Below are 21,891 nucleotides of genomic sequence, written 5' to 3'. Positions count from 1 at the left end.
TGTATGGCAGGAATTACAACGAAACATGCTGATTATGATGCAAACATTGCTCTTTGGAAGAAAGTCGATGATGTTTGCAAAGGTCAAAAGACGATTAAGGATGCAGGTAAAACTTATTTGCCTGTACCTGAAACATTCGGTAGTGGCGATGCTGAGCGATACAATGATTATCTAGGTCGCGCCGTGTTTTATGGCGTTACAGGTCGCACATTGGGTAGTTATGTTGGCACGGCGTTCAATAAACTGCCTGACTTCACTCGACCTGATGAATTGGAGTATTTAGAACGAAATGCCGATGGTGCAGGACGTTCAATCTTTCAATGCTCACAGCGCATGCTGCGGTCAATCCTGAAGCAATACCGCTGTGGTGTATATGTGGACTACCCAACAGTAGCCGCAAGTAAAAATAGAGCTGAGGATAAGATCAAAGGCGCTTATCCAATGATTCATATTTTAGAGGCGACTGTGGTTGAGGACTGGGATCATATTGTCGTTGGCAATCAGCGCAAATTAAGCTTTGTTAAAATCCGTGAGTCCGTGTCAGAGCGTGAACCTGATGGTTTTAGCAGTAAGACACAAGACCAGTATCGAGTGCTGCGTTTAGAGCAATCAGAGCAGGGCTTTGTTTATACCGTTCAGGTTTATATTCTCGACAAGGATAAAAACTGGGTAGCACAAGAAAAGATCATCCCAACCGACTATAGTGGTGCAACTTGGGAATATATTCCTTTCACGTTCTGCGGTGCTGTAGACAATACGGACGAAATCAATAATGCGCCATTACTTGATCTGGCTGACCTCAACCTAGCCCATTATCGAAACTCAGCTGATGTTGAAGAGTCGGGCTTTATTATTGGTCAGCCTACTGTGTCATTGCCTGATGTAAAAAAGGATCAGTACGAAATAATCAAGCGCGATGGCTTGGCGATTGGTACGCGTTCTGGATTTCCGACAAAAGTTGAGATTGTTCAGGCAGAAGAAAACAATCTGGCCAAGCAGCTCATGAATGAAAAGATGACTGCAATGAAAGAACTCGGTGCACGTTTGATTGAGGTCGGATCTGCCAATAAGACAGCCACTCAAGCAGACAATGAAGACTCTATTCAACACTCTGTTGTATCGCTTGCAGTATCCAATATCAGTGAAGCACTCACTATGGCTTTACGTTGGTGTGCAAAGTTTGCCTTACCTAATCATGAGCTTGGTCCTAATGAGTTGAATTACTTAATCTCTCAAGACTTCAATAAGCCTAAGTTCAGTGAAGAACGTGCTAAGCGTTTATATGATGCTGCTATCTATGAGCATTTACCTTGGTCGGTTTGGTACAAGTATGAGCAGACAGGTACTTTTAGTGAGCTTTCATTTGAAGAAATGCGAATCAAGCTAGATCAAGAGAAAGCAGGTGGGTTTGATGAATGATCCAATCTTAGATGCTTTAACGCAGCACAATAGCTTTTTACAGCGTTTGTCCAGTTCAGCTATCAAGGAGATTATTCAAAGCTTTAATGGTATTTCTAATCAGTATCTTTCAAAGTTACGTGATCTGCTCGATGAGCTAAGCGATGCTGAATTAAAAGCGCTTACTTCGGCTGCTTATACAACACCAGCACTGAGAGAGATTCGGGACCTGTTCAAAGAATGGCAACAGTCTATCGCCGTGACATTGCCTGATGTATTTGCCGTTTCTGCTGTTACCTTAGCGGTTCATGAGGCTGGCTATATTTATCGAATGGCCAGTAAGAAAACGCCTAAGGTTGATGGTGACAAGCTACTTAAGAAAATCAGTAAACAGCCCTTTGCAGGTGGTCAACTTATTGATCTTATTTTTCCTGATGTGGCTGAATCATTGCGTAAAAAGGCTGAATACATCATTCGTGATGGTATATCGTCAGGGCAAACTAATCAGGAAATTATTCAACGGATTAAGGGCACTAAGAAGCTTGAATATAAAGATGGCTTGTTAGAGCAGTCTCGTAATGCGATTGATGCAGAAGTTCGCACGGCGAGAGCGCATATCAGCAATGAAACTTATCTCAACACGTGGAAGGATCTCGGTGCTAAATACACCAAAGATGTAGCGACGTTAGATAGTCGCACGTCTAAGGAGTGCGCCGTGCGTGATGGCCGTGTGCAGAAGATTGATGAGAATCACGAAAGACCACCTTACCACCGCCGCTGCCGAACCATTCAAGTTGCTTGCAATGCAGATGGTGATATTGATGGTGTGCGTCCTTATGTTGTTGATAAGGAAAAAGGCAAAGACTGGGATATTGGTCAAGTTGATGCCAATACGACGTATAAGCAATGGTTTACTACTCAGGATGAAACCTTTCAGCGTAATTGGCTCGGTAAGACTCGTTATGAACTTTACAAGTCGGGCCGGTATCCATTAGACAAATTTATTGATCCGTTAAGTGGTAAGCCTTTTACCATTGCTGAGCTTAGGAAGATGGATGAAGACACATTTAAGGAGCTGGGGCTGTGAAAAAAGAACCAAAGAAAACAGGACTAAAACGCACTGTATGGTTATTTGAGCGTGAGATTTTAGAAAAACTCGAAAAAACCAATTTAAAAGACCATCACAAAGTTCTTAAGCTCAATCTCTTTTCTATGGAGTATGAGCTTAAGCCTAAATTCGATAATGGACGGGCTGATGCAATTTTAATGCGTGATACCGCAAATCACTGGTTGAAGATGTGGTTCATTGCATTTCAGACTTGTACTGGTGAACACTTAAAAACCAAAGTTTAAAGCGGTATTAATTAACCACGGAGCCAATAGGCTCTTTTTTTGAGAGTAAAGAAAATGAGTAAGAAGTTATTAGCCGTATCAATGGTTGCGTTTATTGGCACTAAATCGGTATTGGCTACCCCAATGAGTCGTGCTGAATATTGTGAATATCGTGGTTGGCAGGTGCCTGAAAATGAAGATCCAAATGAGCCAGTATATCTTGTTGAGTATACCGATGGTGGTAAGCCAAATGATGAGCGTCATAAAGGCTATATCACTATGTCGCCGAAAGAAGTTTTTGATAATGCTTATCGTCAGAATGGGCTACTAACTTTTGGTGATGCGGTAGTTGCTCTCAAACAAGGTCAAAAAGTTGCACGTAGTGGCTGGAATGGTAAAGGTATGTTTTTGGCTTTAGTCAAAGGAAGTGATGCTGATTACCATGTTAATTCACGTGTTTTTGGTACAGGGATGGATGGTAATTCAGAAAAGCAGATGCCTATTTTAGATGCCATCTATATGAAGACTGCGGACAATAAACTGGTCCCTTGGCTTGCCAGTCAAACTGATGTTTTGGCTGAAGACTGGGTAATTCTTTAATACAAAAATACAGGTGAAAAATGAGTAAAGCAGTAACAGAACAAGAGTTAGCAGAAAAAGCAGTAGCACCACGCGTGACCAAGGCTGATATTGAAGCCCTAAAGGAGCGTGTCACTTATACCGTTGAACAACGACCGGGTGGAACAACTTCAACATTTGTTCACGCTTTCCTTGATGGTAAATTTTTTCTAGCAACCGGCTTTAGTGCTTGTGTAAATGCTGAAAATTTCGATGCAGATATTGGTGAACGCTTGGCGCGTAGTAATGCTGAAAAGCATGCGGAAAATAAACTATGGGAACTCGAAGGCTACCGCCTATTTGCGAATAGCTAAAACAACCAAACAAACCACAGCACCTTCGGGTGCTTTTTTAATGTCTAAATTAAAAGGTTAAAGACACATGAAACTTAAATTAGATGATAACGGCAATGCAGTAGTACAAGACGGTAAGCCAGTCTATATCAAAGACGATGGTACTGAGGTTGCATTTGATGTTGTGGGTACAACAGCAATAATCAACCGTTTAACTGGCGAATTGAAAACTACGCGCCAAGATAAAGATAAAGCCGAAATTGCACTGGCTGCTTTTGATGGGATTGACGATCCAGCCGCAGCTAAAACAGCATTGGCCACAGTGAAAAACCTTGATGAAAAATCGCTTGTTGATGCTGGTGAAGTCGACAGAGTTAAATCTGAAGCCATTAAAGCAGTTGAAGAAAAGTACGCGCCAATTATTAAAGAGCGTGATGAACTTCAAAGTCAGCTTCATAGCGAATTGATTGGTGGTGGCTTCGCACGATCGCAAATGATCAAAGACAAAATCTCAGTACCTGCTGACATGATCCAAGCCCAGTTTGGTCGTAACTTCAAAGTCGAAGGTGGTAAGGTCGTTGCCTATGACAATAACGGCAATCAGATTTTCTCTAGTTCGCGCCCTGGTGAATTAGCGGACTTTGATGAGGCTCTAGAGCAGCTTGTAAACGGCTATCAATTTAAAGATCAAATCTTAAAAGGTGGTCAGGGCTCAGGTGGTGGTTTTGGCGGACAAGGTAATCCAAATACTGGACTAAAGCGCGGTCAGATGGATGCCAAAGCAAAAGCTGATTACATCCGTGCCCATGGCCAAGAATCATATTTAAAACTTGAAAAATAAGGAGTCATCATGACTACAACAGTAAATAACGACATGATTATCTATAACCAGTTAGCTCAAACAGCATACTTGGAACGCCTGCAGGATAATCTAAATGTTTTTAACCAAGCATCTAATGGTGCTATTCGTTACATCAACAACGTGATTCAGGGTGACTTCAGTCAAGAGTCTTTCTATCGTGTTGGTGGCAGTATCGAGCATCGCGATGTGAACTCGACAGCAAAAGTAACGAATAAAAAAATCGGTGCAGGTGAATCCATTGGTGTAAAAGTTCCATTCAAGTATGGTCCTTATGCTTCAACTGAAGAAGCGTTTAAGCGCCGTGCACGTTCACCAGAAGAATTTTCTGAAATCATTGGTTATGACTTGGCGGATGCATTGGTTGCAGGTCGCTTGCAATATGGTTTGGCTGCGCTTAAGGCTGCCATTATGAGCAACCCAGACATGATTGCTAAAGGCAGCATTGCAACCGATGGTCGTAAAGCGCTTACCAAGGGAATGCGTAAGTTTGGTGATAAATTTGGCCGTATTTCCCTGTGGGTGATGAACTCTGATACCTACTTTGACATTGTCGATGAAGCATTAACGAATCAGGTTTACGGTGAATCTGAAATCGTAATTTATGGCGGCTTACCAGGTACTTTGGGTAAACCGGTATTAGTCACTGATTTAGTTGGTGATAACGATGCCTTTGGTCTACAGGCAGGTGCGCTTACTGTCACAGAATCTCAAGCACCAGGTTTCCGTGCATATGACATTAACGATGAAGAAAACTTGGCAATCGGTATGCGTGCTGAAGGTGCATTTAATCTCGATTTGCTTGGCTATTCTTGGGATACATCTAAAGGTGCTAACCCGAACTTGGCTTTACTTGGTGCTGATGCGAACTGGAAGAAGCATGCAACAAGCAACAAGATGACTGCTGGCACATTATTAGATCTGTCTGGTACACCATAACAACTGGGGCTTTAAGCCCCCTTTTTTGTGAGATAAACATGAAAATTATTTATGCAGAGAAAAGCACAGGCATTAATGAAGATGCTTCGTTTCAAAATCCAAAGTATTTTGAGCGTGCGGATGAGCAAGCTAAATCCGTTGTGATTTATGGTGATTACCCTGAAATCGTAGTGGCCTATAAAGATATAGGTATTGATGTTGAGGTACGTGAACTTTCTAAACAGAAAGGTGAAATCACTGTAGGTGTACAGGTTGGTATCACACCAGAGCTGCAACAAGTCATTGATGATGCAAAGTCTGAGTGCGAAAAGATTCAGACTAAAAACACAAACTTGATTGAAAGCTTAAATGCGGCACTAGATGCCAAAGATCAGCTTCAAGCCAAGCTGACGGAAACAGAAGGTCAGTTAAGCGCCGTGCAGACAGAAAACACTGAACTGAAAGCCAAAATTGCAGAAATGGAAAAAGCATCAACTGCTAAAAAACCAACTGCTGCAGAGTTAAAGGCTGCCGCTAAGGCCGCTGAAGAAGCTAAAGCGGCAGAACAACCACAGGAATAATCCAATGAGCTTTATCACTATCAATGATGCAGATGAAATATTGGGGAATGACTTTGCACCAGATGGTGATAAAGCAACCCTAGTTAAGCAAGCCAATGTTTGGATGAAGAATGAAATTGGTTTTATTCCCGATCCAGTTGATCCAATCCTTAAAGACTCTGCATGTGAAATTATCAAAGGGATTTTGGCTGGTGAAATCTACTCAGGTGTAGAACGTCAAACTACACGTGAGATGGTTGATGCCGATGGTGTGAAAGTAGATGAAACTTTTGCTGCTGGTAGTGTTGCTATTTCTAAGCATGAGCAGATCGCTAAAGCTTATATCGCATCACTTGACCTAACCCCAAGAGGCTTTGCATTTGGAGTGTATCGGGGATGATAAACAATAACTATGTTCCTGATTGGCACACATCACCATTTGAGCATGTTGAATACACCTTAGCCCGCAACCAACTCCATATGGATATTCTGTTTGCCGATATGGGTGACGTTGATAAATTTATGTCACTCGATGCTGATGCACAGGTCAATTTCTACAATGATTCAACATTGGCCATTGTGCAGATCGGTGATGTTGAGCGCTCAATTATTCAGATTCACAGTCTTTTGCTGCATGAGGCTGTTCATATATGGCAACGTGTCAGGACTTTAATGGGTGAAACCAATCCGAGTTCTGAGTTCGAAGCATATTCAATTCAGCGAATCGCTCAGGACTTATTTGCTATGTACGAAGAAAGTGAGGTGTCTAATGTTTCATAGTGCAATTGATGGAAAGGGAAAACGTAACGTAACTGTGAATGGTATACCTATTCGTAACGTTATCTGGGCTAATAAGGAAAAAGGACTGCTTTGCTTTACACCACTGCCTTTGCGTAAAAATAATCGAAAGGGTGAATTTTATACTCGTTTGTTGCGCGGTAAGGTTGTAGTGAGTTACGCCAATGATCCGAAATAAAGTTCAATCCAAGTTAGCCAAGGCATTTAATAAAAAACTGACTGACGCCGTGTATCCATTCACCTGTACAAAGGTTATTAATTCAGGTGAGATGGATTTTGAAACGGAAACTTATCCTGAATCTGAAACTGTAATTTATACAGGTCGTGGTGTGTTGTTTGGCTCGTATGCTAAAGACTTAGTTAAACCTGAAAATTACCAAGTCGAGGACTGCAAGGCTACTGTGCTACAAAACGAAGTTACTGAAACACCGCAAATACATGATGAATGGAAAACTGAAAAGGGTATTTTTCGTGTAGTTGATATTGGTGCTGATCCGACTGGGAGTATTTGGAAAGTTCAGCTGCGAAAGGTTGCTGAGTAATTAGCGATATTTAACGTAATGCATTAATATCCTTCTAAATTTAGGGGGATTTATGGCTAAGAAAAATTTAAGTGAAAAGATAAAAATCGCTGTTACTTGGTTTGTGGGTTTAACGTGTTTATATTTTGTGGTTGCTGCATGGTTAAATAGTGATGGTCCGAATTTCAATCCAACACTGACTTACAACCTGATAAAGGATACTCTCACTCTAGCGGCAGCTTTTCTTGCGCCAATTGCAGCGTTTGTCCTATTTAGTGATTGGCGTGAACAGTTTGTTGCACAAGTAAAGCACCGCGTTTTAACACAGATGTATGATATACATTTTAAATTACTGCGAAAGCTAAGTTATGCTAGAGCTGAACTAACAAACTCATTCTCTAGCGATCATGATAGTGAAGCTGAAAGTATTTTTCTTATGCGAAAAGAGTTTGACAATAATATCCAAGAGATAAGGAGACTTTGTGGTAATTCTGAGTTTACGCAGAAATCTCAACAAGCTTCTGCTAAGTTTAAGAAACTTGCAGATTTACTTTCAGAGATAGAGTCATACAAAAAGAATTTTCCGTCTAGGGGTGGCATACAATCAAACTCAAATTCATTGACAAAAGTACAAGAGGATGAATTTGACATGATATTTAAAACATTAGAGTTGGATCTAGAGAATATGGATTCTTGGGATAACGACAAAACCTCTCAGTAAGTATTTTCTCTAAAATAAAGGTCTTATATAAGTTTGGGGAGATAACCAAATGTCTAAATGGTCCATCAATCCAACAGATTTTATCGACACAATTACCGAAGATGCTGAGCAGCATTGTAAGAACATTATTTCTGATGCATTACAACAAGTCGCCGTGCGCTCACCAGTAGATAAAGGCTCTTACCGATTCTCACACATTGTGTCGATCAATACTGAGGATTACTCAATTAAGCAAGGCAATGGCGATCCAGTGCAAGCTGCCGCAGGGACCATTGCTTCATTCAAGTTAGGCGACACTGCATATATCCAAAACAACACATCTTATGGCGATGTGATCGAATACGGTGGTTATCCTGATCCTGTTAAAAATGGTAGCTGGGTGAAAGGTAAGGGATATATTAAAAAGTCAGAAGGCGGTTTTTCACGACAAGCCCCTAATGGGGTTTATACATTGGCCTTTCAGTATATTGCGAGTAAGTATAAATGAGAGACATTGAAGCAAAGCGAGAGATTCGAAAGCTGATAGAAACTTTCACAAGCAATGGTATTAAAAAAGAACACTTCCAATTCCAAAACCAACCACTTGAAGGTGGTAAGCATTTCACCGCACCACACAATGAAATATGGGCCCAAGTAAGTTTTGGCGGTGGCGACAAGCGTATTGTTGGATTGGCTGACAAGCCATGTACCCGAACATTCGGAATGTTGTTCATTCAGTTGTTTGCTCCACGTAATACAGGTACAGATTCAGTTCTTATTGTTGCTGAAAAGCTTGCAGAGCATATGCAGTTTTATCGTATTAATGGCTTGGAGCTTCAAGCATCAAGTGTGATTGAAGTACCGAATAATCCAGACTTTTATCAAGTTAATGTACATACGCCTTACACAGTAAATTAACTATCTATTACTAATTAAATCCACCTCCTTTATGGAGGTTTTTTATTGCCTAAAATAAGGAGGACTCTATGAGTTCAGGCGCAAAGATTCGGCTTTATTATGCAGCAGAAGAGTCACCAGAAAAACTACCAGCTATTCCCATTTGGAAAACGGTTCGCCGCGTGACAGATGGACTATCAGAAAATGTAAGCACTGAAGCATCAAACAGTGTTGCGGATGGTCGTTTTCGTCAAGGTGGAGTGGCAACAGAATCAGAAATACAAGGTTCACTTGAGGTTGAAATGGCCATTGGGTTATTTGATGACTTTTGGTCAGCTGTTGCCATGAACGATTGGGATAATGATGTATTAGTGTTTGGGGGTGACGTACGTAAAACATTTACACTCGTCAAGGTCTACTCAGATATTGGTCAGGTCTTTATTTATCGTGGTGTTCGTATTGGCGAGGCCAGTATGTCAATTGCTACAACAGGAAAGATTACTGCGACTTTTGGAATGGTGGGAACTACATTTGAGCGTACTATGGTTAATCCTGTAGTAAACCCTAAGCCTGTCGATGATGTGGTATTGGTATCGGCTTTGAATGTAGGTGATGTGAAGGTTAACGATGAAAGCATTGTTGGCACGGCTTGTATGCAATCGCTTGAGCTTTCAATTAATAATAATCTCGAAGCAATTCGCTGTATTGGATCTAAAAAACTCTCAGCAACAACATATTTAGAAAAAATCGTTGATATCACCCTGAATACTCAATACATGTTCTCAGCTCAATCTGCTGACTATATTGATTTGGTGAAATCACGAGATACGATGCCTGTCGAATTTTCGATTGAAGACAGTCGTGGAAATGCTTATGCATTCGAATTTCCTAAATTAGAAGTTGCTGAAGCTAATCATCCTGATGGTGGGGGTGAAGATACGATCACGCTTGATGTGAATTTTAATCACATTCTTGTTTCTCCAAAAATTACACGTATTCCAGCTACAGTAGGCCCATAATGAAAATTCAAATTGAAGAAAAAAAACCGATTGATGTACCGAGTGAGTGGTGCCCGTTCGAAGGTGCGAAGTTCCTGATTGCTGGTACAAGTAAACCTGCATTTAGCCGTAAGATGGATATCTTTGGGGCTAAGATTAATCAGGAAATGAATGGATACCGTGAGATTACAGATGAATCTGCATGGCTTACACCACTTGACTATAACAAAGCCTTTGCTGATCTAATTTTGGATTGGGAAGGTGTTGTTGATGCTGATGGTAAGCCAGTAAAGTATTCAACTGATATGGCTGAACAGTTGTGTACTATGGCGGTTGATCCTGAAACTAAAAAAGGTTTATCTGTCGCTCTTGTGGTATTTGTTACTGAACAAGCTGAACGCATTCAAGCTCTTGCAGATAAAGCTAAAGAAGAACTATTGGGAAAGTCATTGAGTGCTACAGATATCAATCGCATGGCGCTAAAACCGAACATCAAAAACGTCAACTCGCAGCGCTCGGTATCAAAGCGAAAGCGCCGAAAATAACACGATTAGCATTAGCAGTTGTTGATGCATATCACCTGATTTCACGGTCTAGACGGTATGAGCAAGGCATCCCAATGCCTATTGATCTATCTGCTATCACTACATATTTAGATCAGTATGAATCGCCGTGTGAGTCTTGGATGTTTGATGATTGCATTATCACTTTGGATAATCTTTTTTTAGAAGAGGCTTATCGGAAGAAATAAACGACTTGTATTAAGTGCTTTTTACAATGGGTGCTTGGTGCATAGAAAAAGCAAAACCCCGATAGTTGGCGCTATTGGGGTTTTTTAATGTCAAACACAAGGAAAAGGATTAACAAGAATTTCGTATGAATGAATATACCACAATTTTTTATGAGGTGCTGAAAGTGGCGGCTGATATTTCCATATTACGTTTGTTGTTTTTAATGGGATTTGTTCTGTTTTGTATTTTAGCGTGGCAATCACCACACCTATTAAAAACGTACTTGGAATACAAGAAAAGTATTCGCAATGAAACTAACTAAACCGACCTAAACAAGGTCGGTTTTTTATTATCTGCGCCTTAGGCGCTTTTTTTACGCTTGAGGAAAAGTTATGTCCAAGCAAGAAAGTCGTCTGTCCATTGCAATTGAATCACAGGAAGCAGTACGCAATGCAAAAGCAGTACACAAAGAACTTAAGTCTATTCAAGAGACTGGGGACTTTGCAGCTAAGTCAGTTGAAGGTACATCGAAGTCTTTAACAACATTTTCTCAAGAAGGTGCCAAAGGTGCGTCTTCAGCTAAAGTACTTGCTGGTCAAATTGGATCAGTGGGGACTCAATCGAAAACGGCCAGTGATGGATTAAGTAAAGTCACTCAAAGTTCTAATGCTTCCGTAGCATCAATGAACATGGCGAGTACAGCTGCACAGGCTTTGGCTTCACGTATTATGGCGATTGCTACCGTTGGCGCTGCTGTGTCCAAGATGGATGCATTCGCAGGATTTGAGAACCGCTTAAAACTTGTGACCTCAAGCCAAACTGAACTCAACCAAGCAATGAATGACACATTCCGTATTGCTCAAAGTTCACGCCAAGAATGGGATTCTGTCGTTCAGGTGTACCAACGTTTCAGTGAAAATGCCAAAACACTTGGCATTGATATGAAGAAGACAGCGGAACTTACTGAAACCGTATCAAAAGCTGTGGCTATTTCAGGGGCGAGTTCTGCATCTGCTGAGGCAGCCTTAACCCAATTTGGACAAGCATTAGCTTCAGGTGTGTTACGTGGTGAAGAACTTAACTCTGTAATGGAACAAACACCAGGACTATCTAAAGCAATTGCTCAAGGTATGGGTATCACCGTTGGCCAGCTTCGTGCTGTAGCAGCTGAAGGTAAGATTACTACTGATGTTCTTGTAGAAGCTCTTACTAAGTCAAAAGATAGCGTTGACGAGTTATTTGGCAAAACGAGTATGACGATTGGCCAGTCTATGACAGCACTTAATAACGAAATAACAAAGTTCGTTGGTGAGGCTGGAAAGACAAGTGGTGCAGCACAAGCAATCGCCCAGTCAATTCAGTTAATCTCTGAAAATCTTAGTGCAATTTCCAGTGTTGCAATGCTTGGAGGTGTGGCCTATTTAACCAAAGCCATTCTAACCAAAGGGAATGCCTTAAGAAAAAATGCCAGTGATGCACTAGCGGCTCGATCTGCAGTTCAAGTGTTAGCAGTTCAAGAGCAACAGTTGGCTGTAGCTGTGCTGAATGATGCTAAGGCACATCTAGCAAGTATCCAAGCAACAGGTGCAGCAACACAAGCCAAGTATGGAGCAACAACAGCAGCCCTACGATATAAGCAAGCACTTGATCAAGTAAGCATTGCTCAAGCAAAGGTTGATAGTCTTGGGGGTGGTTTAGCGAAATTCGGAAACATAGCATCAAAAGGTTTGGCTTTAATTGGTGGTCCTATTGGTGCTTTAACCATTGGTGTAACTGCCGCAAGTGCTGCTTATGGGTATTTTTCAGCGAGAGCGGAAGAGGCTACAGCAAAGATCAAGCAGCAAGGTGAGGTTGCAAATAAAACTACTGAAGAACTTAAAAAGTTAGAGGGTCGAGATCGAGCACTGGCTAAGAGTGATTTAGCGGAAGCATTTGAGGCTGAAAATAAAAAGCTCAAAGAGCTAAACTTTACTTTTAATGCTCATATGATTGCTATTCAGAATGCTCACAAAGGCAACGTTGAAATTGCGGATATTTCAAATCAAGTGCGTCAGGGTATTATTTCGCAAGAGGAAGCAGTAAAACGTCTTAATGCTCTTAATTTCATTGACCCACAGCAATTTAAGCAATTGAAAGATGCTAACTTTGCCTATGATGATCAGCGTGTAATTGTTCAAAAAAATGCAGATGCTCAAGGTAACTTAGGTACACAGGTTAAACTTGCTGGTAATGAGGCAAGCAATGCCCAAGGGAAAAATGCTGCGCTAGCAAATTCCCATGATTTAGTTACAACAGCAGCTAATAAAGAGGCTGGTGCTCAACAGGAGTTAGCAAAGCAACGTTTGGCAGCGATTCAAGCAGCAAGTTTGGAGGAAAATACCAAAAACCAGCGTTGGATTAACAACGTTAATGCCGCTGGTGGTGGAGAGTATGGCGTGAAGTGGGGTAACTTCATGGAGAAATGGTTGGCTGATAAGAAAATACCTTCAAGTCAGGCATCAACACCTGAGCAGTTAAAAATTGCCCACAATGATTTTCTTAGTTTGCAAAAAAGAGAAAATCTACAAGATCAAATCACCAAGCAGACACAAGCCCAAACCAAAGCTGAAAGAGAGAGAGAAGCACAGCTTAAGAAAAACAATAAACTCCTAGCTGATGGTAATCGTTTGGTTGGTATTTCTGGAAATAGTGGTACCAGTACAAACCCTCACTTGCATGTTCAGTATGGTGGTAAAAAACTTGGAGACAAACCAACTGCCGAGCACTTAAACAGACTTAAAGCTGGTGGAAAGGGTCTTGCATCATATGGCGTGTCTTCTGGAATGGGTCATAGAACTCCGCCAAAAGCAGGAGCTAGTAGCGACCATAAGGGCTTGGATATTGGCATGCCTGTTGGAACTCCAATTACAACAAATGTTGCTGTAAAAAGTGTAACCACACATACGCAACGGAGTAAGGGTACTGGCGAAATAACTGGTGCTGGCCACTACACCCGTGTTGTCTTTGAAGATGGCATCATTATGGAACTATTCCATCAAGTGCCAGATATACATAGCAAGATCAAAGGAGGAGCAAGTGCTGGAAGCACCAACTCACTTACTTACAAGCAGCAAGAAAACCTTGAGTTAAAAGATGCTCGTGAGAAGAAAACTCTACAAGCTGACTACTATACCATTGCTCAAAAAGATGCTGCTGACCATGAAAAACGTATGGCTGACTTGCGTAAGCACGGTCTGACTAAAGAAATGGAAATGGAGAAGGAGCGTTACGAATATACCAAGCAACTTAGAGAGCTTGAGCAGGTTCTAGAGGTAGATGGTTGGCGTTGGGTTGGTGAAACGAAAATTAATAATGATGCTGCTGTTAAAAAACTTCGTATTCAAGCAAGCATGGCTCTAGGCGAGGAGGAAAAGAAAATTGCTCTTGAGTCGGCAGAGGAACAGCGTCAACTCGAACTCTCAGCTTATCGCCGCCTCCAACAGGAGAAAATGAAGGAGTTTAGATCCACCCTTGAACAGCAAACTGCAGAATACCAACGCATGTATTATGATGCTTTGGCTAGAGCCTCTATGCCACAGCCTACCTTTAATCGTTGGGAGGCTCAAAACTCCTATAGTGATCAAATGGGTACCGCTTGGGATAATAAGCAGAATGCGATTAATCAGGCTAATGAAAGAGACCCCAAAACCGACCAGTATCTAAATGATGTCAATACGCGCAACCAAATGCTTATTGATGCTGAGGCTGCTTATCAGGCCGCAATTCTTGCGATTAAACAGAAAGGTTTGTTGGATGAAAAGGCGCTGAGACAGGTGCAAGAGCAAGATCAGCTAAACCTTTTTAGTAGCATCCTAGCTAATGGTCAAAACACGTTTAGCCAACTAGCACAATCTGCTAAAGATTCGAAAGGCGAGCAGTCTGGAACATATAGAGCAATGTTTGCGATGCAAAAAACATTCTCAATTGCATCATCAATGGCTGCGGCATATACAGCATATGCACAAGCTTTTGCTGATCCAAGTGCAATGACGTTACCTCAAAAGCTTGCAGGTGGTGCAACTGTAATGGCTGCGGTGATGCCAGCTATTACAACATTGGCAACATTGAATAGTGGGTTCTCTGGTGGTGGATATACGGGTCGAGGGGGTAAATACGATCCAGCTGGTATTGTGCATAAAGGAGAAGTTGTTTGGTCACAAGAGGATATTAAACGTTGGGGTGGGCCTGTCAATGTTGATCTGATGCGTCAAGGTTCTCCTCAATCAAATCCGATGCTTGAAAGAAAGCGATTGGCTGCGATTGGGGAGGCGAAGGTTGATAAAGCACAACCTATTAATATCCAGCCTCAAATCATTATCAACACACCACCAGGTATGTCAGCTCGTACCGAACAGCGTGATGGAAAAACTTATGTAACGATTGAGGAGGTTAGAGATTATTTGATGGATCAGTTAAACCGCCACAACTCTGATTTCAATAAAGAAATACGGCAAAGATATGAATTAAAACCTAACCGCCCATAACTGCCTCACATTTAGTGGGGCTTTTTAATATCTGCAATTCGGTGATTCTATGAATATTTTACTAAAATGTGTCAAACAGTCTGGATATTCTGTGCGTCATCCATCAGGGGTAATTTCACAGCAGCTAGATGGTGGTGCAGATCGTTACCGCCGTGTTGCACGTAATAATTGGCGAACGGTTAATGTTAATTGGACTGTTCGTGAATCAGGTTATCTATATTTGTGTGCATTTCATGAGGTTTGGTGTGAAAACCCCAATCAACCATTTTATGCAAATTTAATTGTGGATGGTCCTGAGTTTAAAGCTTATACCTGTCATTTTGTGCCTGATTCATTCGGGTTAGATAGCAAGGAAGGCTTAGTATTTGGTGTGTCAGCTCAGTTCAAAGTGAAACCTATTGTGGATCGCGATCAAAATCAATTGATCGTTGAGACTGGTAATGAAGGTGTCGACATCAACGACATCATCAATCCGCTTGACCATCTGGTTAATGAGGCATTGCCTAATGCATTGAGGAATATCAAATGAGCGATTACACATCATTTTATCTCAATGCTTCAGGGGCTGTAGCTGAGGTGAGCTGCATTGAGATTGTTCACCCCACATTCAATTTTTACCTGCAGTCATTTGATGACGATGGATTTCATGTAGTACATGAAAATGGGAAGAAGGTGTTTTACGAATATCTCCCAATGCGAGTTGACCGGTCTAATGTGAATAATGACTTAGATCAAGTTGTTAAAATGACCATCAATGATTTTGATGATCGATTGATTGAGGCTTATAACAATATCTTAGACAAGAAACCAGTTCAATTTAAGCAACGTATTTATCGTGATGACAATCTTGATTCACCCATGATTGTGATTCAAACCCTACATATCACAAGCATGTCAAAAGATAGTAGGGGTAATATCACTTTCGAGGCGAAGGCACCTGAGCTGAACAATGTTAAAACAGGTGATGTTTATTCATTTGAGCAATTTCCATTGTTGCGAGGTACTTTATGATTGAACAATTGCTATGTCGTGAACGTCGTAAGGATTACAACTGTCAAGATTTTGTAGGCGAAGCTTGGGAGATACTGACAGGGGAAAAACTTAAGCAAAAGATATTTGATCATCAGAATCAACGAAATAAACTTGAGCGACTAGATGAACCCATTTCACCTTGTTTAGTCTTTTTCTCAAATGCCCGATATCAAAATCATATCGGGCTTTTTTATGATGGTAAGGTTTTGCATTTAACTGATGCAGCCCAGTATGTGCCACTTGAATTGATTTTTGGCTTTGATCAATGTGAGTTTTATCGATGAAAAGGGTTTGCATTAAAAAGACATCGGTGGATTTAAACGAAGAATTTGTCGAAGTTGAAGATGTCTCGAAATATATCCAAGAACAACTTGAGTTAGATTGTTTTCCTGAGGATGGGCGCATTTACCACAATGCAATAGCACTTGGGTGTGATGTAACGCCTCATGATGAGAAGTCTATTCAGCGATTGCAGAAGTTAGAAGGAGACTTTTACGTTGTTCTTGAAGAAGGCTACGATCCTGTAACAATTGCATATTTAGTTGTAATGGCGTTAGTCGCAGCATTTTCTGTCTACACCTATATGACTATGCCTAAGCCACAGGTGACTGCACCACAGTCTGCAAATAATGAATTGGCACAGCGTTCAAATAGATTGCGTGTAGGTGGACGGATACCTGAAATATTAGGTACTCTTCGCTGTTATCCAGACTTAATCGCCCAAGTGTTCACTTGGTACGACAATAATATCGAGATAGAAGAATGCATCATGTGTATTGGGATGGGGTATTACCAAATTGGTGATGTCAAAGATGGCGACACTGATGTGGGTAATATCGATGGTATGTCAGCTTCAATATATGAGCCTAATACCTCTTTAATTGGTCCAACTGCTTGGCGTATCGGTGGTGAATTTACACGATTGCCTTTTGAGGTTTATAAAAGTGAATCAATCAATGGTCAATCATTAAAACGACCTAATGAAGCAAAACTAACATCAAGTGAAATTTGGTTTGAAGCACCCAACTATATAAAATGTTCCACTGCAATTGATTTTACACAGGGCTTTGTTAGTGGTGACAATATAGCAATTCAAAATGCTTCATATGGAGTATCTGATGTTATTTTGACAGGCGAAATGCTCATTAAGCAAAATAACCATGTTGTTATTGAGACTACTCGTGATATTGACGATGTAAATAAGTTTACTGGTTTACAACTTACAGGTGCTATTGTTGAGATTATCACTCAAGAAACAGTGAGTAGGCAGGTTGCAAGCTTAATCTTAGATCAAAATGGAAATCAGGTTTTTGAAACAGTAACAGAGGTTATAGAGAAAAAAGAAACACGGGATTTATCAGGACAATATACTGTTGCCGCAATTCAAAAGACAACAATTCCAACAGGCTTTCATTATGATATTGCATTAACCAACCCACACTATGTAAATCCAAGTTGGGCTTTATTAAATGATGATTACTTAATTATTGCTGGAGCATTACTGAATAAGAATATTCAAGGGATTACATTAAATGGTGCATATACTATTTCTAGTATTAGCCCAAATGTGATTGCCTTAGTAGATCCAGTTGCAATTAACACCGAATGGGAAAAGCTCTACACATTACCAAACAAAAGTACTTCAGGACAGAATGTTGAGGTGCAAATTGATAGTGTCAGTAATAAATGGATTGGTTGGTTTAATCTTGATATGCGAAATGCAGAAGGCATGTCTATCAACTTAACTTGGCCACAAGGTTTGTATTGGCAATCAAAGTCAGGGCGTCGAGATCCAACTGAAACAAAAGTTTTAGTTGAGTATCAGCAGATTGATGAAACAGGTACGCCTACTGGTGCTGTTCAGCAGAGTGTTTTATTTTTCCGTGAGTTTCATTCATCACAGTTTGGCCGAACACTCGAAATAAACTTTAACTTTATAGGAAGGTTTAGATTTAGAGCTTGCTTAGATTGGTATACAGATGATTCTTATCGTGGTGAAGTGAAGATTAAGGATGTTTTTGCATTCGCTAAATCAGATAAGGATAGATATGAAAATATCACTATAGTTCGAACAATCACACCTGCAACAGATGGAGCATTATCGGTTAAGGAGCGAAAACTTAATTGTCTAGTGACTCGTAAATTGCCTATAGATGGAACTGGTGATTTAGTTGCAACCCGTGATGCTGGCCAAGCTCTCATTTATCTTGCATTAAACGAGAAGAATGGTCGCAGGACTATTGATGAAGTGGATATTGAGCAAATTAAGAACGAAGTAGAGCAAGTGAAAAGCTATTTTGGTTCTGAAAAAGCTGCTGAGTTCTGCTACACAATTGATGATACCAATCTATCATTTGAAGAAATTGCAGGCATGATTGCAAGTGCTATATTTTGTGAGCCTTATCGTTTTGGTTCTAAATTAAGGCTGAAATTTGAGAAACCACAAGAGATAGCAACACTGCTATTTAATCATCGTAATAAAGTACCTGGTTCAGAGAAGCAAACAATCACATCTGTAGTGGATAAATACTATGACGGTATTGAGCTTGAATATACAGATCCGTTGGACGATGCTCGTATCAAATATCATATTTACTATGATGTTGAGACAGAAACCGCTATTGAGGGTAATGGTGCATTAAACCCAATGACGATCACAACCACAGGTATTCGAAATCATGAACAAGCTAAAACACGAGCTTGGCGTGAATGGAATAAGTTGCAATATCGTAAGGTTACAACCCAGTTTGAAGCATTGGACGAGTCAAATTTACTCACAAGAAACAGCAAGTTATTAAATGCTGACAATTGCAGTTTAAGAGCGAAGGATGGGGATGTTTTGGGCGTAAATGGGCTTGTGCTCACATTATCTCAAGATAATGAAATGCCAGAAGATATATCCTATAAGATCTTTCTGCAAATGCGAGATGGTACTGTTGATACAATACCTTGTGAAAAAATTGGACCAAGCCAAGTACTTCTTTCTAGACCACCACGCATGCAGCTTGTGGTTGAACATGATCGTTATGCTAGAGCAACCTATCTGATTGTGAGTGAGTTAGATGATAGAAAGATTACGGCATTCATGCTTACTGAGATGAATCCTGCTACTCGTTTAACTAACAACATTACAGCAGTGAATTACGATGATCGTTACTACGAGAAAGATCATTCATTTTTCTAAATAAACTTAAATTCAGGCCACCTTCGGGTGGCTTTTTTAATGCCTGGAGAAAGACAGATGGCAGATAAAATTGTGACCGCACAAAAGCTCAAGGATGCAGATAAAGATTGTGATGCACTTGATCAAGCTATCAGTGGTGGGGATAGCGAGTATGTGAAAACTCGTCGTGGTAAAGAATATCCAACTATGCCCAATGCAATTCGCCAAATCATGGAAAATGGTGGATTTATGCCATTTGCTACTGAAGCAGAGCTACTTGCCTATATGCCTAATATTAGTCCCAGTGCAGCCAAAGCGATGGATACTAAAAAGGTTTGGCTTTGGAAAGATAATGGCTGGCACGACACTGGTTTGAGTGAGTTGGAACAGGCGAAAGACTTTGCTAATGCTAATCCAAAATTTAAAACCATTCTCTTGACTAGCTCAGATAATTTAAATGATGTAATCGTTGAAGGTGATTTCTCAGCAATTGCAATCGCAGCAACAATTCAAAACAACTATCCTTTTCCTGGTGAGGCATCAGCTATTACAAATCGCCGAGTGGGCAACGCCTCACTATCGCAAACAGTAGAAACACTAACAGGTAAAATTGCTGTTCGAACCAAAAGCGCTAGCTGGGGAGAATGGGACAGGCAGGCAACAGCTACAACAGTAGCAAATGATATTAAAATTTTTAATGAGAATTCGCCTAAGCTAACTACTCGTCCACTAGGTAAAATTAATGCAAATGATGCACTGGAAAATGGTGTTTTTTCAGTTCTTGCTGCAAATGCAACACCCGATATGAACTTTCCTGTACAAGAAAATGGGACGCTGTTTATTGATCGAGCTGCAAATGCGTCGAAAACGCAAATTTTTCTTACTTTATCTAACCGTCTTTTTACTAGAGCGAAGTCAGTAAATTGGAATGAATGGGATGAGAAAGCATCCAAAGCATATGTTGATAAACAATCAAACCAGATTGCTCAAAGTGCTGTAAATCAAAAGCTAAAAATGCTCTATACAGTACCTAGTTTGGATATAATTACTGCAAAAAAATATGCAGTTATGGCAATTGCTCCAGCATCACTTGATGTGGATATTCTGTTGAATAATAAAGGTGATATTCAGGAGTATCCAGGATCAATGACAAAGTTGTTAAGTGTCTTGGTCGCGCTTGATTTTGGTGTTGATCTCTCAGAGCGTTTTAATGTAATTCAAGATGATATTGTGGTGGGGAGTGGATACAACCTAAAAGCTGGTGATAGTGTTTCAGTCAGAGATCTGCTTTATGACATGATGTTACCATCATCAAATATTGCTGCAAATTGTGTAGCCCGCGTGATTGGCATGAAAATGGGTGGTGATACCCAAACATTTGTGGATGAAATGAATGTAAAAGCTTTATCACTTGGGATGAAAAGCTCAAAGTTTTATAATCCATCAGGTCTTGCTCATGGCCAGCAAAAAACAACATGTATTGATATGTGCTTGCTTGGTGTGCATGCATCCCAAAATAGTATTTTGCAAGAAATATGGAGTCAGCCCTCATATGACATGACAATTGAAGGCCCTAATGCTAGAACTGAGTCGATAAGGTCATCAGTGATACCAATTACAAATGGTGAGTTCTGGGCATATGGGGGTAAAACTGGAACTTTAGGTAGTCTATTTAATATGATACTAGTTGTTCATTTGCCAAATGGGTATAAAGGGGTTGTTGTCACTATGGGGTCAGCAAGTAGTGATGTTAGAGCACTAGATTGTGAGCATATTACAATGCATTCTCGTAATAATTATGCATTTCCATCGCCATTAGAAATTATAAAGTTGAATTGATATTAAATTGCCATATCTTCATGTGCCGCGAAAGCGGTTTTTTTATGTCTAAAATTTAGGAAAACTCATGGAACCAGTTTCCACAGGTAGCTTGACTGCCTTTTTAAAATTCTATGGGGCTGCAATTGCTGTAACTTTGGCGATTGCAGCCGTAGCAACAGTTGTCATCATGATGCGCTTTCCACGCTCACCTCAGGAGTGGGCAGTTGGCCTGATCTGTACCGTTGTCTCAAGTCTTGCAGGTGGCTCATTTATTATTGTCCGTTGGGGCCTACATGAATGGGTAACGGACATTTGGGGAATGATTGCCCTTGGGGGCTTTTTTTTCGTCTGTGGTTTACCGGGATGGGCAATTGTACGTTGGACTTTTAACTTCATAAATAGGCAAGAGGGTAAAACCATTGTTGAGGTGGTGAGAGAAATAAAGAAAGTCAAAGATGAATAGTCTAAATAAGTTAAATGTCGCCTTTATGGCGGTTTTATTTTTCACTGGTTAGCTTTAAACGAATACGAACTTAACCAGAGGTGTTTGGGGTTATTGATGATGCCTAGATCCCACCAATACAGATCTAAGCAAAGGGGAGAAATGTTATTTGGGTGAAGTTGTGAATGATCTTTTGTACATAATGCACACATGACTTGAGCTCACACATCTTAAAACACCTGATAGCGTGAAAAATTATTAGTCTAACTTTATGGATACTATCTCAA

The 21,891-nt window shown here is 40.5% G+C and carries 24 protein-coding genes; all 24 read left to right on the top strand.

The genetic code is table 11. The annotated features are described in order from the left end of the window. The first annotated feature begins 3 nt into the window (after window positions 1-3). Complete coding sequence (locus RFH42_RS11040) at window positions 4-1,419, top strand: DUF4055 domain-containing protein (RefSeq protein ID WP_308975647.1); 1,416 nt, start codon at window positions 4-6, stop codon at window positions 1,417-1,419. Then, complete coding sequence (locus tag RFH42_RS11035; RefSeq protein ID WP_308975646.1) at window positions 1,412-2,485, top strand: minor capsid protein; 1,074 nt, start codon at window positions 1,412-1,414, stop codon at window positions 2,483-2,485. Before RFH42_RS11040 ends, RFH42_RS11035 begins: the two co-directional genes overlap by 8 nt. After that, window positions 2,482-2,751, top strand: coding sequence for a hypothetical protein (locus RFH42_RS11030; protein ID WP_308975645.1), 270 nt, complete (start codon window positions 2,482-2,484; stop codon window positions 2,749-2,751). Before RFH42_RS11035 ends, RFH42_RS11030 begins: the two co-directional genes overlap by 4 nt. Window positions 2,752-2,805: 54 nt before the next feature. Further along, complete coding sequence (locus RFH42_RS11025) at window positions 2,806-3,330, top strand: DUF2829 domain-containing protein (RefSeq protein ID WP_308975644.1); 525 nt, start codon at window positions 2,806-2,808, stop codon at window positions 3,328-3,330. Window positions 3,331-3,350: 20 nt separating this feature from the next. Next, window positions 3,351-3,662, top strand: a complete 312-nt coding sequence (locus tag RFH42_RS11020; protein ID WP_308975643.1) for a Gp49 family protein — start codon at window positions 3,351-3,353, stop codon at window positions 3,660-3,662. A gap of 67 nt (window positions 3,663-3,729) precedes the next feature. Continuing rightward, window positions 3,730-4,482 carry a DUF6651 domain-containing protein gene (locus tag RFH42_RS11015; protein WP_308975642.1) on the top strand — a complete coding sequence of 251 codons (753 nt, stop codon included), beginning with the start codon at window positions 3,730-3,732 and terminating at the stop codon, window positions 4,480-4,482. Between the two features lie 9 nt (window positions 4,483-4,491). Further along, on the top strand, window positions 4,492-5,439 hold the full coding sequence (locus RFH42_RS11010; protein WP_308975641.1) for a major capsid protein: 948 nt from the start codon (window positions 4,492-4,494) through the stop codon (window positions 5,437-5,439). 38 nt (window positions 5,440-5,477) lie between these two features. Continuing rightward, window positions 5,478-5,999, top strand: a complete 522-nt coding sequence (locus RFH42_RS11005; RefSeq protein ID WP_308975640.1) for a HeH/LEM domain protein — start codon at window positions 5,478-5,480, stop codon at window positions 5,997-5,999. Window positions 6,000-6,003: 4 nt separating this feature from the next. Next, the gene (locus RFH42_RS11000; RefSeq protein WP_308975639.1) at window positions 6,004-6,378 is read left to right on the top strand and encodes a hypothetical protein; all 375 of its coding nucleotides are present in this window, start codon (window positions 6,004-6,006) and stop codon (window positions 6,376-6,378) included. Beyond that, window positions 6,375-6,758, top strand: coding sequence for a hypothetical protein (locus RFH42_RS10995; RefSeq protein ID WP_308975638.1), 384 nt, complete (start codon window positions 6,375-6,377; stop codon window positions 6,756-6,758). Before RFH42_RS11000 ends, RFH42_RS10995 begins: the two co-directional genes overlap by 4 nt. Then, a complete protein-coding gene (locus tag RFH42_RS10990; RefSeq protein ID WP_308975637.1) occupies window positions 6,748-6,954 on the top strand; it encodes a hypothetical protein in 207 nt (68 codons plus the stop codon). The genes RFH42_RS10995 and RFH42_RS10990 overlap by 11 nt, the downstream gene beginning before the upstream one ends. Beyond that, the gene (locus RFH42_RS10985; protein ID WP_308975636.1) at window positions 6,941-7,318 is read left to right on the top strand and encodes a hypothetical protein; all 378 of its coding nucleotides are present in this window, start codon (window positions 6,941-6,943) and stop codon (window positions 7,316-7,318) included. Before RFH42_RS10990 ends, RFH42_RS10985 begins: the two co-directional genes overlap by 14 nt. Window positions 7,319-7,370: 52 nt before the next feature. Next, window positions 7,371-8,018, top strand: coding sequence for a hypothetical protein (locus RFH42_RS10980; protein WP_308975635.1), 648 nt, complete (start codon window positions 7,371-7,373; stop codon window positions 8,016-8,018). 49 nt (window positions 8,019-8,067) lie between these two features. Continuing rightward, window positions 8,068-8,505, top strand: coding sequence for a hypothetical protein (locus RFH42_RS10975; protein WP_308975634.1), 438 nt, complete (start codon window positions 8,068-8,070; stop codon window positions 8,503-8,505). Continuing rightward, window positions 8,502-8,915, top strand: a complete 414-nt coding sequence (locus RFH42_RS10970; RefSeq protein ID WP_308975633.1) for a phage tail terminator-like protein — start codon at window positions 8,502-8,504, stop codon at window positions 8,913-8,915. Before RFH42_RS10975 ends, RFH42_RS10970 begins: the two co-directional genes overlap by 4 nt. A 68-nt stretch (window positions 8,916-8,983) precedes the next feature. Further along, window positions 8,984-9,913 carry a phage tail tube protein gene (locus RFH42_RS10965; RefSeq protein WP_308975632.1) on the top strand — a complete coding sequence of 310 codons (930 nt, stop codon included), beginning with the start codon at window positions 8,984-8,986 and terminating at the stop codon, window positions 9,911-9,913. Next, window positions 9,913-10,437, top strand: a complete 525-nt coding sequence (locus tag RFH42_RS10960; RefSeq protein ID WP_308975631.1) for a hypothetical protein — start codon at window positions 9,913-9,915, stop codon at window positions 10,435-10,437. Before RFH42_RS10965 ends, RFH42_RS10960 begins: the two co-directional genes overlap by 1 nt. 578 nt (window positions 10,438-11,015) lie before the next feature. Beyond that, window positions 11,016-15,146, top strand: a complete 4,131-nt coding sequence (locus RFH42_RS10955; RefSeq protein ID WP_308975630.1) for a tape measure protein — start codon at window positions 11,016-11,018, stop codon at window positions 15,144-15,146. 49 nt (window positions 15,147-15,195) lie between these two features. Further along, window positions 15,196-15,675 (top strand): hypothetical protein, encoded by a 480-nt coding sequence (locus RFH42_RS10950; protein ID WP_308975629.1) that lies wholly within the window; start codon window positions 15,196-15,198, stop codon window positions 15,673-15,675. Beyond that, window positions 15,672-16,157 (top strand): hypothetical protein, encoded by a 486-nt coding sequence (locus tag RFH42_RS10945; RefSeq protein ID WP_308975628.1) that lies wholly within the window; start codon window positions 15,672-15,674, stop codon window positions 16,155-16,157. The genes RFH42_RS10950 and RFH42_RS10945 overlap by 4 nt, the downstream gene beginning before the upstream one ends. Next, window positions 16,154-16,462 (top strand): hypothetical protein, encoded by a 309-nt coding sequence (locus RFH42_RS10940; RefSeq protein ID WP_308975627.1) that lies wholly within the window; start codon window positions 16,154-16,156, stop codon window positions 16,460-16,462. The genes RFH42_RS10945 and RFH42_RS10940 overlap by 4 nt, the downstream gene beginning before the upstream one ends. After that, window positions 16,459-19,362 (top strand): host specificity factor TipJ family phage tail protein, encoded by a 2,904-nt coding sequence (locus tag RFH42_RS10935; RefSeq protein ID WP_308975626.1) that lies wholly within the window; start codon window positions 16,459-16,461, stop codon window positions 19,360-19,362. Before RFH42_RS10940 ends, RFH42_RS10935 begins: the two co-directional genes overlap by 4 nt. 57 nt (window positions 19,363-19,419) lie before the next feature. Beyond that, window positions 19,420-21,180 (top strand): serine hydrolase, encoded by a 1,761-nt coding sequence (locus RFH42_RS10930; RefSeq protein ID WP_308975625.1) that lies wholly within the window; start codon window positions 19,420-19,422, stop codon window positions 21,178-21,180. 67 nt (window positions 21,181-21,247) lie between these two features. Continuing rightward, complete coding sequence (locus RFH42_RS10925; protein WP_016656556.1) at window positions 21,248-21,625, top strand: hypothetical protein; 378 nt, start codon at window positions 21,248-21,250, stop codon at window positions 21,623-21,625. Window positions 21,626-21,891 lie beyond the last annotated feature (266 nt).

Origin of the sequence: Acinetobacter rudis (genome assembly GCF_031157835.1) — a bacterium.
Classification (GTDB): Bacteria; Pseudomonadota; Gammaproteobacteria; order Pseudomonadales; family Moraxellaceae; genus Acinetobacter; species Acinetobacter rudis_A.
This window is presented reverse-complemented; position numbering and strand designations above follow the sequence as displayed.

Excerpts from the sequence above, each read along its gene's own strand:
- RFH42_RS10990 (WP_308975637.1), top strand. The coding sequence starts at position 6,748 with ATGTTTCATAGTGCAATTGATGGAAAGGGAAAACGTAACGTAACTGTG.
- RFH42_RS10970 (WP_308975633.1), top strand. The coding sequence starts at position 8,502 with ATGAGAGACATTGAAGCAAAGCGAGAGATTCGAAAGCTGATAGAAACT.
- RFH42_RS11005 (WP_308975640.1), top strand. The coding sequence starts at position 5,478 with ATGAAAATTATTTATGCAGAGAAAAGCACAGGCATTAATGAAGATGCT.
- RFH42_RS10975 (WP_308975634.1), top strand. The coding sequence starts at position 8,068 with ATGTCTAAATGGTCCATCAATCCAACAGATTTTATCGACACAATTACC.
- RFH42_RS10960 (WP_308975631.1), top strand. The coding sequence starts at position 9,913 with ATGAAAATTCAAATTGAAGAAAAAAAACCGATTGATGTACCGAGTGAG.
- RFH42_RS10955 (WP_308975630.1), top strand. The coding sequence starts at position 11,016 with ATGTCCAAGCAAGAAAGTCGTCTGTCCATTGCAATTGAATCACAGGAA.
- RFH42_RS11015 (WP_308975642.1), top strand. The coding sequence starts at position 3,730 with ATGAAACTTAAATTAGATGATAACGGCAATGCAGTAGTACAAGACGGT.
- RFH42_RS10935 (WP_308975626.1), top strand. The coding sequence starts at position 16,459 with ATGAAAAGGGTTTGCATTAAAAAGACATCGGTGGATTTAAACGAAGAA.
- RFH42_RS11010 (WP_308975641.1), top strand. The coding sequence starts at position 4,492 with ATGACTACAACAGTAAATAACGACATGATTATCTATAACCAGTTAGCT.
- RFH42_RS10950 (WP_308975629.1), top strand. The coding sequence starts at position 15,196 with ATGAATATTTTACTAAAATGTGTCAAACAGTCTGGATATTCTGTGCGT.
- RFH42_RS10965 (WP_308975632.1), top strand. The coding sequence starts at position 8,984 with ATGAGTTCAGGCGCAAAGATTCGGCTTTATTATGCAGCAGAAGAGTCA.
- RFH42_RS10945 (WP_308975628.1), top strand. The coding sequence starts at position 15,672 with ATGAGCGATTACACATCATTTTATCTCAATGCTTCAGGGGCTGTAGCT.
- RFH42_RS10940 (WP_308975627.1), top strand. The coding sequence starts at position 16,154 with ATGATTGAACAATTGCTATGTCGTGAACGTCGTAAGGATTACAACTGT.
- RFH42_RS10925 (WP_016656556.1), top strand. The coding sequence starts at position 21,248 with ATGGAACCAGTTTCCACAGGTAGCTTGACTGCCTTTTTAAAATTCTAT.
- RFH42_RS11020 (WP_308975643.1), top strand. The coding sequence starts at position 3,351 with ATGAGTAAAGCAGTAACAGAACAAGAGTTAGCAGAAAAAGCAGTAGCA.
- RFH42_RS10980 (WP_308975635.1), top strand. The coding sequence starts at position 7,371 with ATGGCTAAGAAAAATTTAAGTGAAAAGATAAAAATCGCTGTTACTTGG.
- RFH42_RS11040 (WP_308975647.1), top strand. The coding sequence starts at position 4 with ATGGCAGGAATTACAACGAAACATGCTGATTATGATGCAAACATTGCT.
- RFH42_RS11000 (WP_308975639.1), top strand. The coding sequence starts at position 6,004 with ATGAGCTTTATCACTATCAATGATGCAGATGAAATATTGGGGAATGAC.
- RFH42_RS10985 (WP_308975636.1), top strand. The coding sequence starts at position 6,941 with ATGATCCGAAATAAAGTTCAATCCAAGTTAGCCAAGGCATTTAATAAA.
- RFH42_RS11035 (WP_308975646.1), top strand. The coding sequence starts at position 1,412 with ATGAATGATCCAATCTTAGATGCTTTAACGCAGCACAATAGCTTTTTA.
- RFH42_RS11025 (WP_308975644.1), top strand. The coding sequence starts at position 2,806 with ATGAGTAAGAAGTTATTAGCCGTATCAATGGTTGCGTTTATTGGCACT.
- RFH42_RS10995 (WP_308975638.1), top strand. The coding sequence starts at position 6,375 with ATGATAAACAATAACTATGTTCCTGATTGGCACACATCACCATTTGAG.
- RFH42_RS10930 (WP_308975625.1), top strand. The coding sequence starts at position 19,420 with ATGGCAGATAAAATTGTGACCGCACAAAAGCTCAAGGATGCAGATAAA.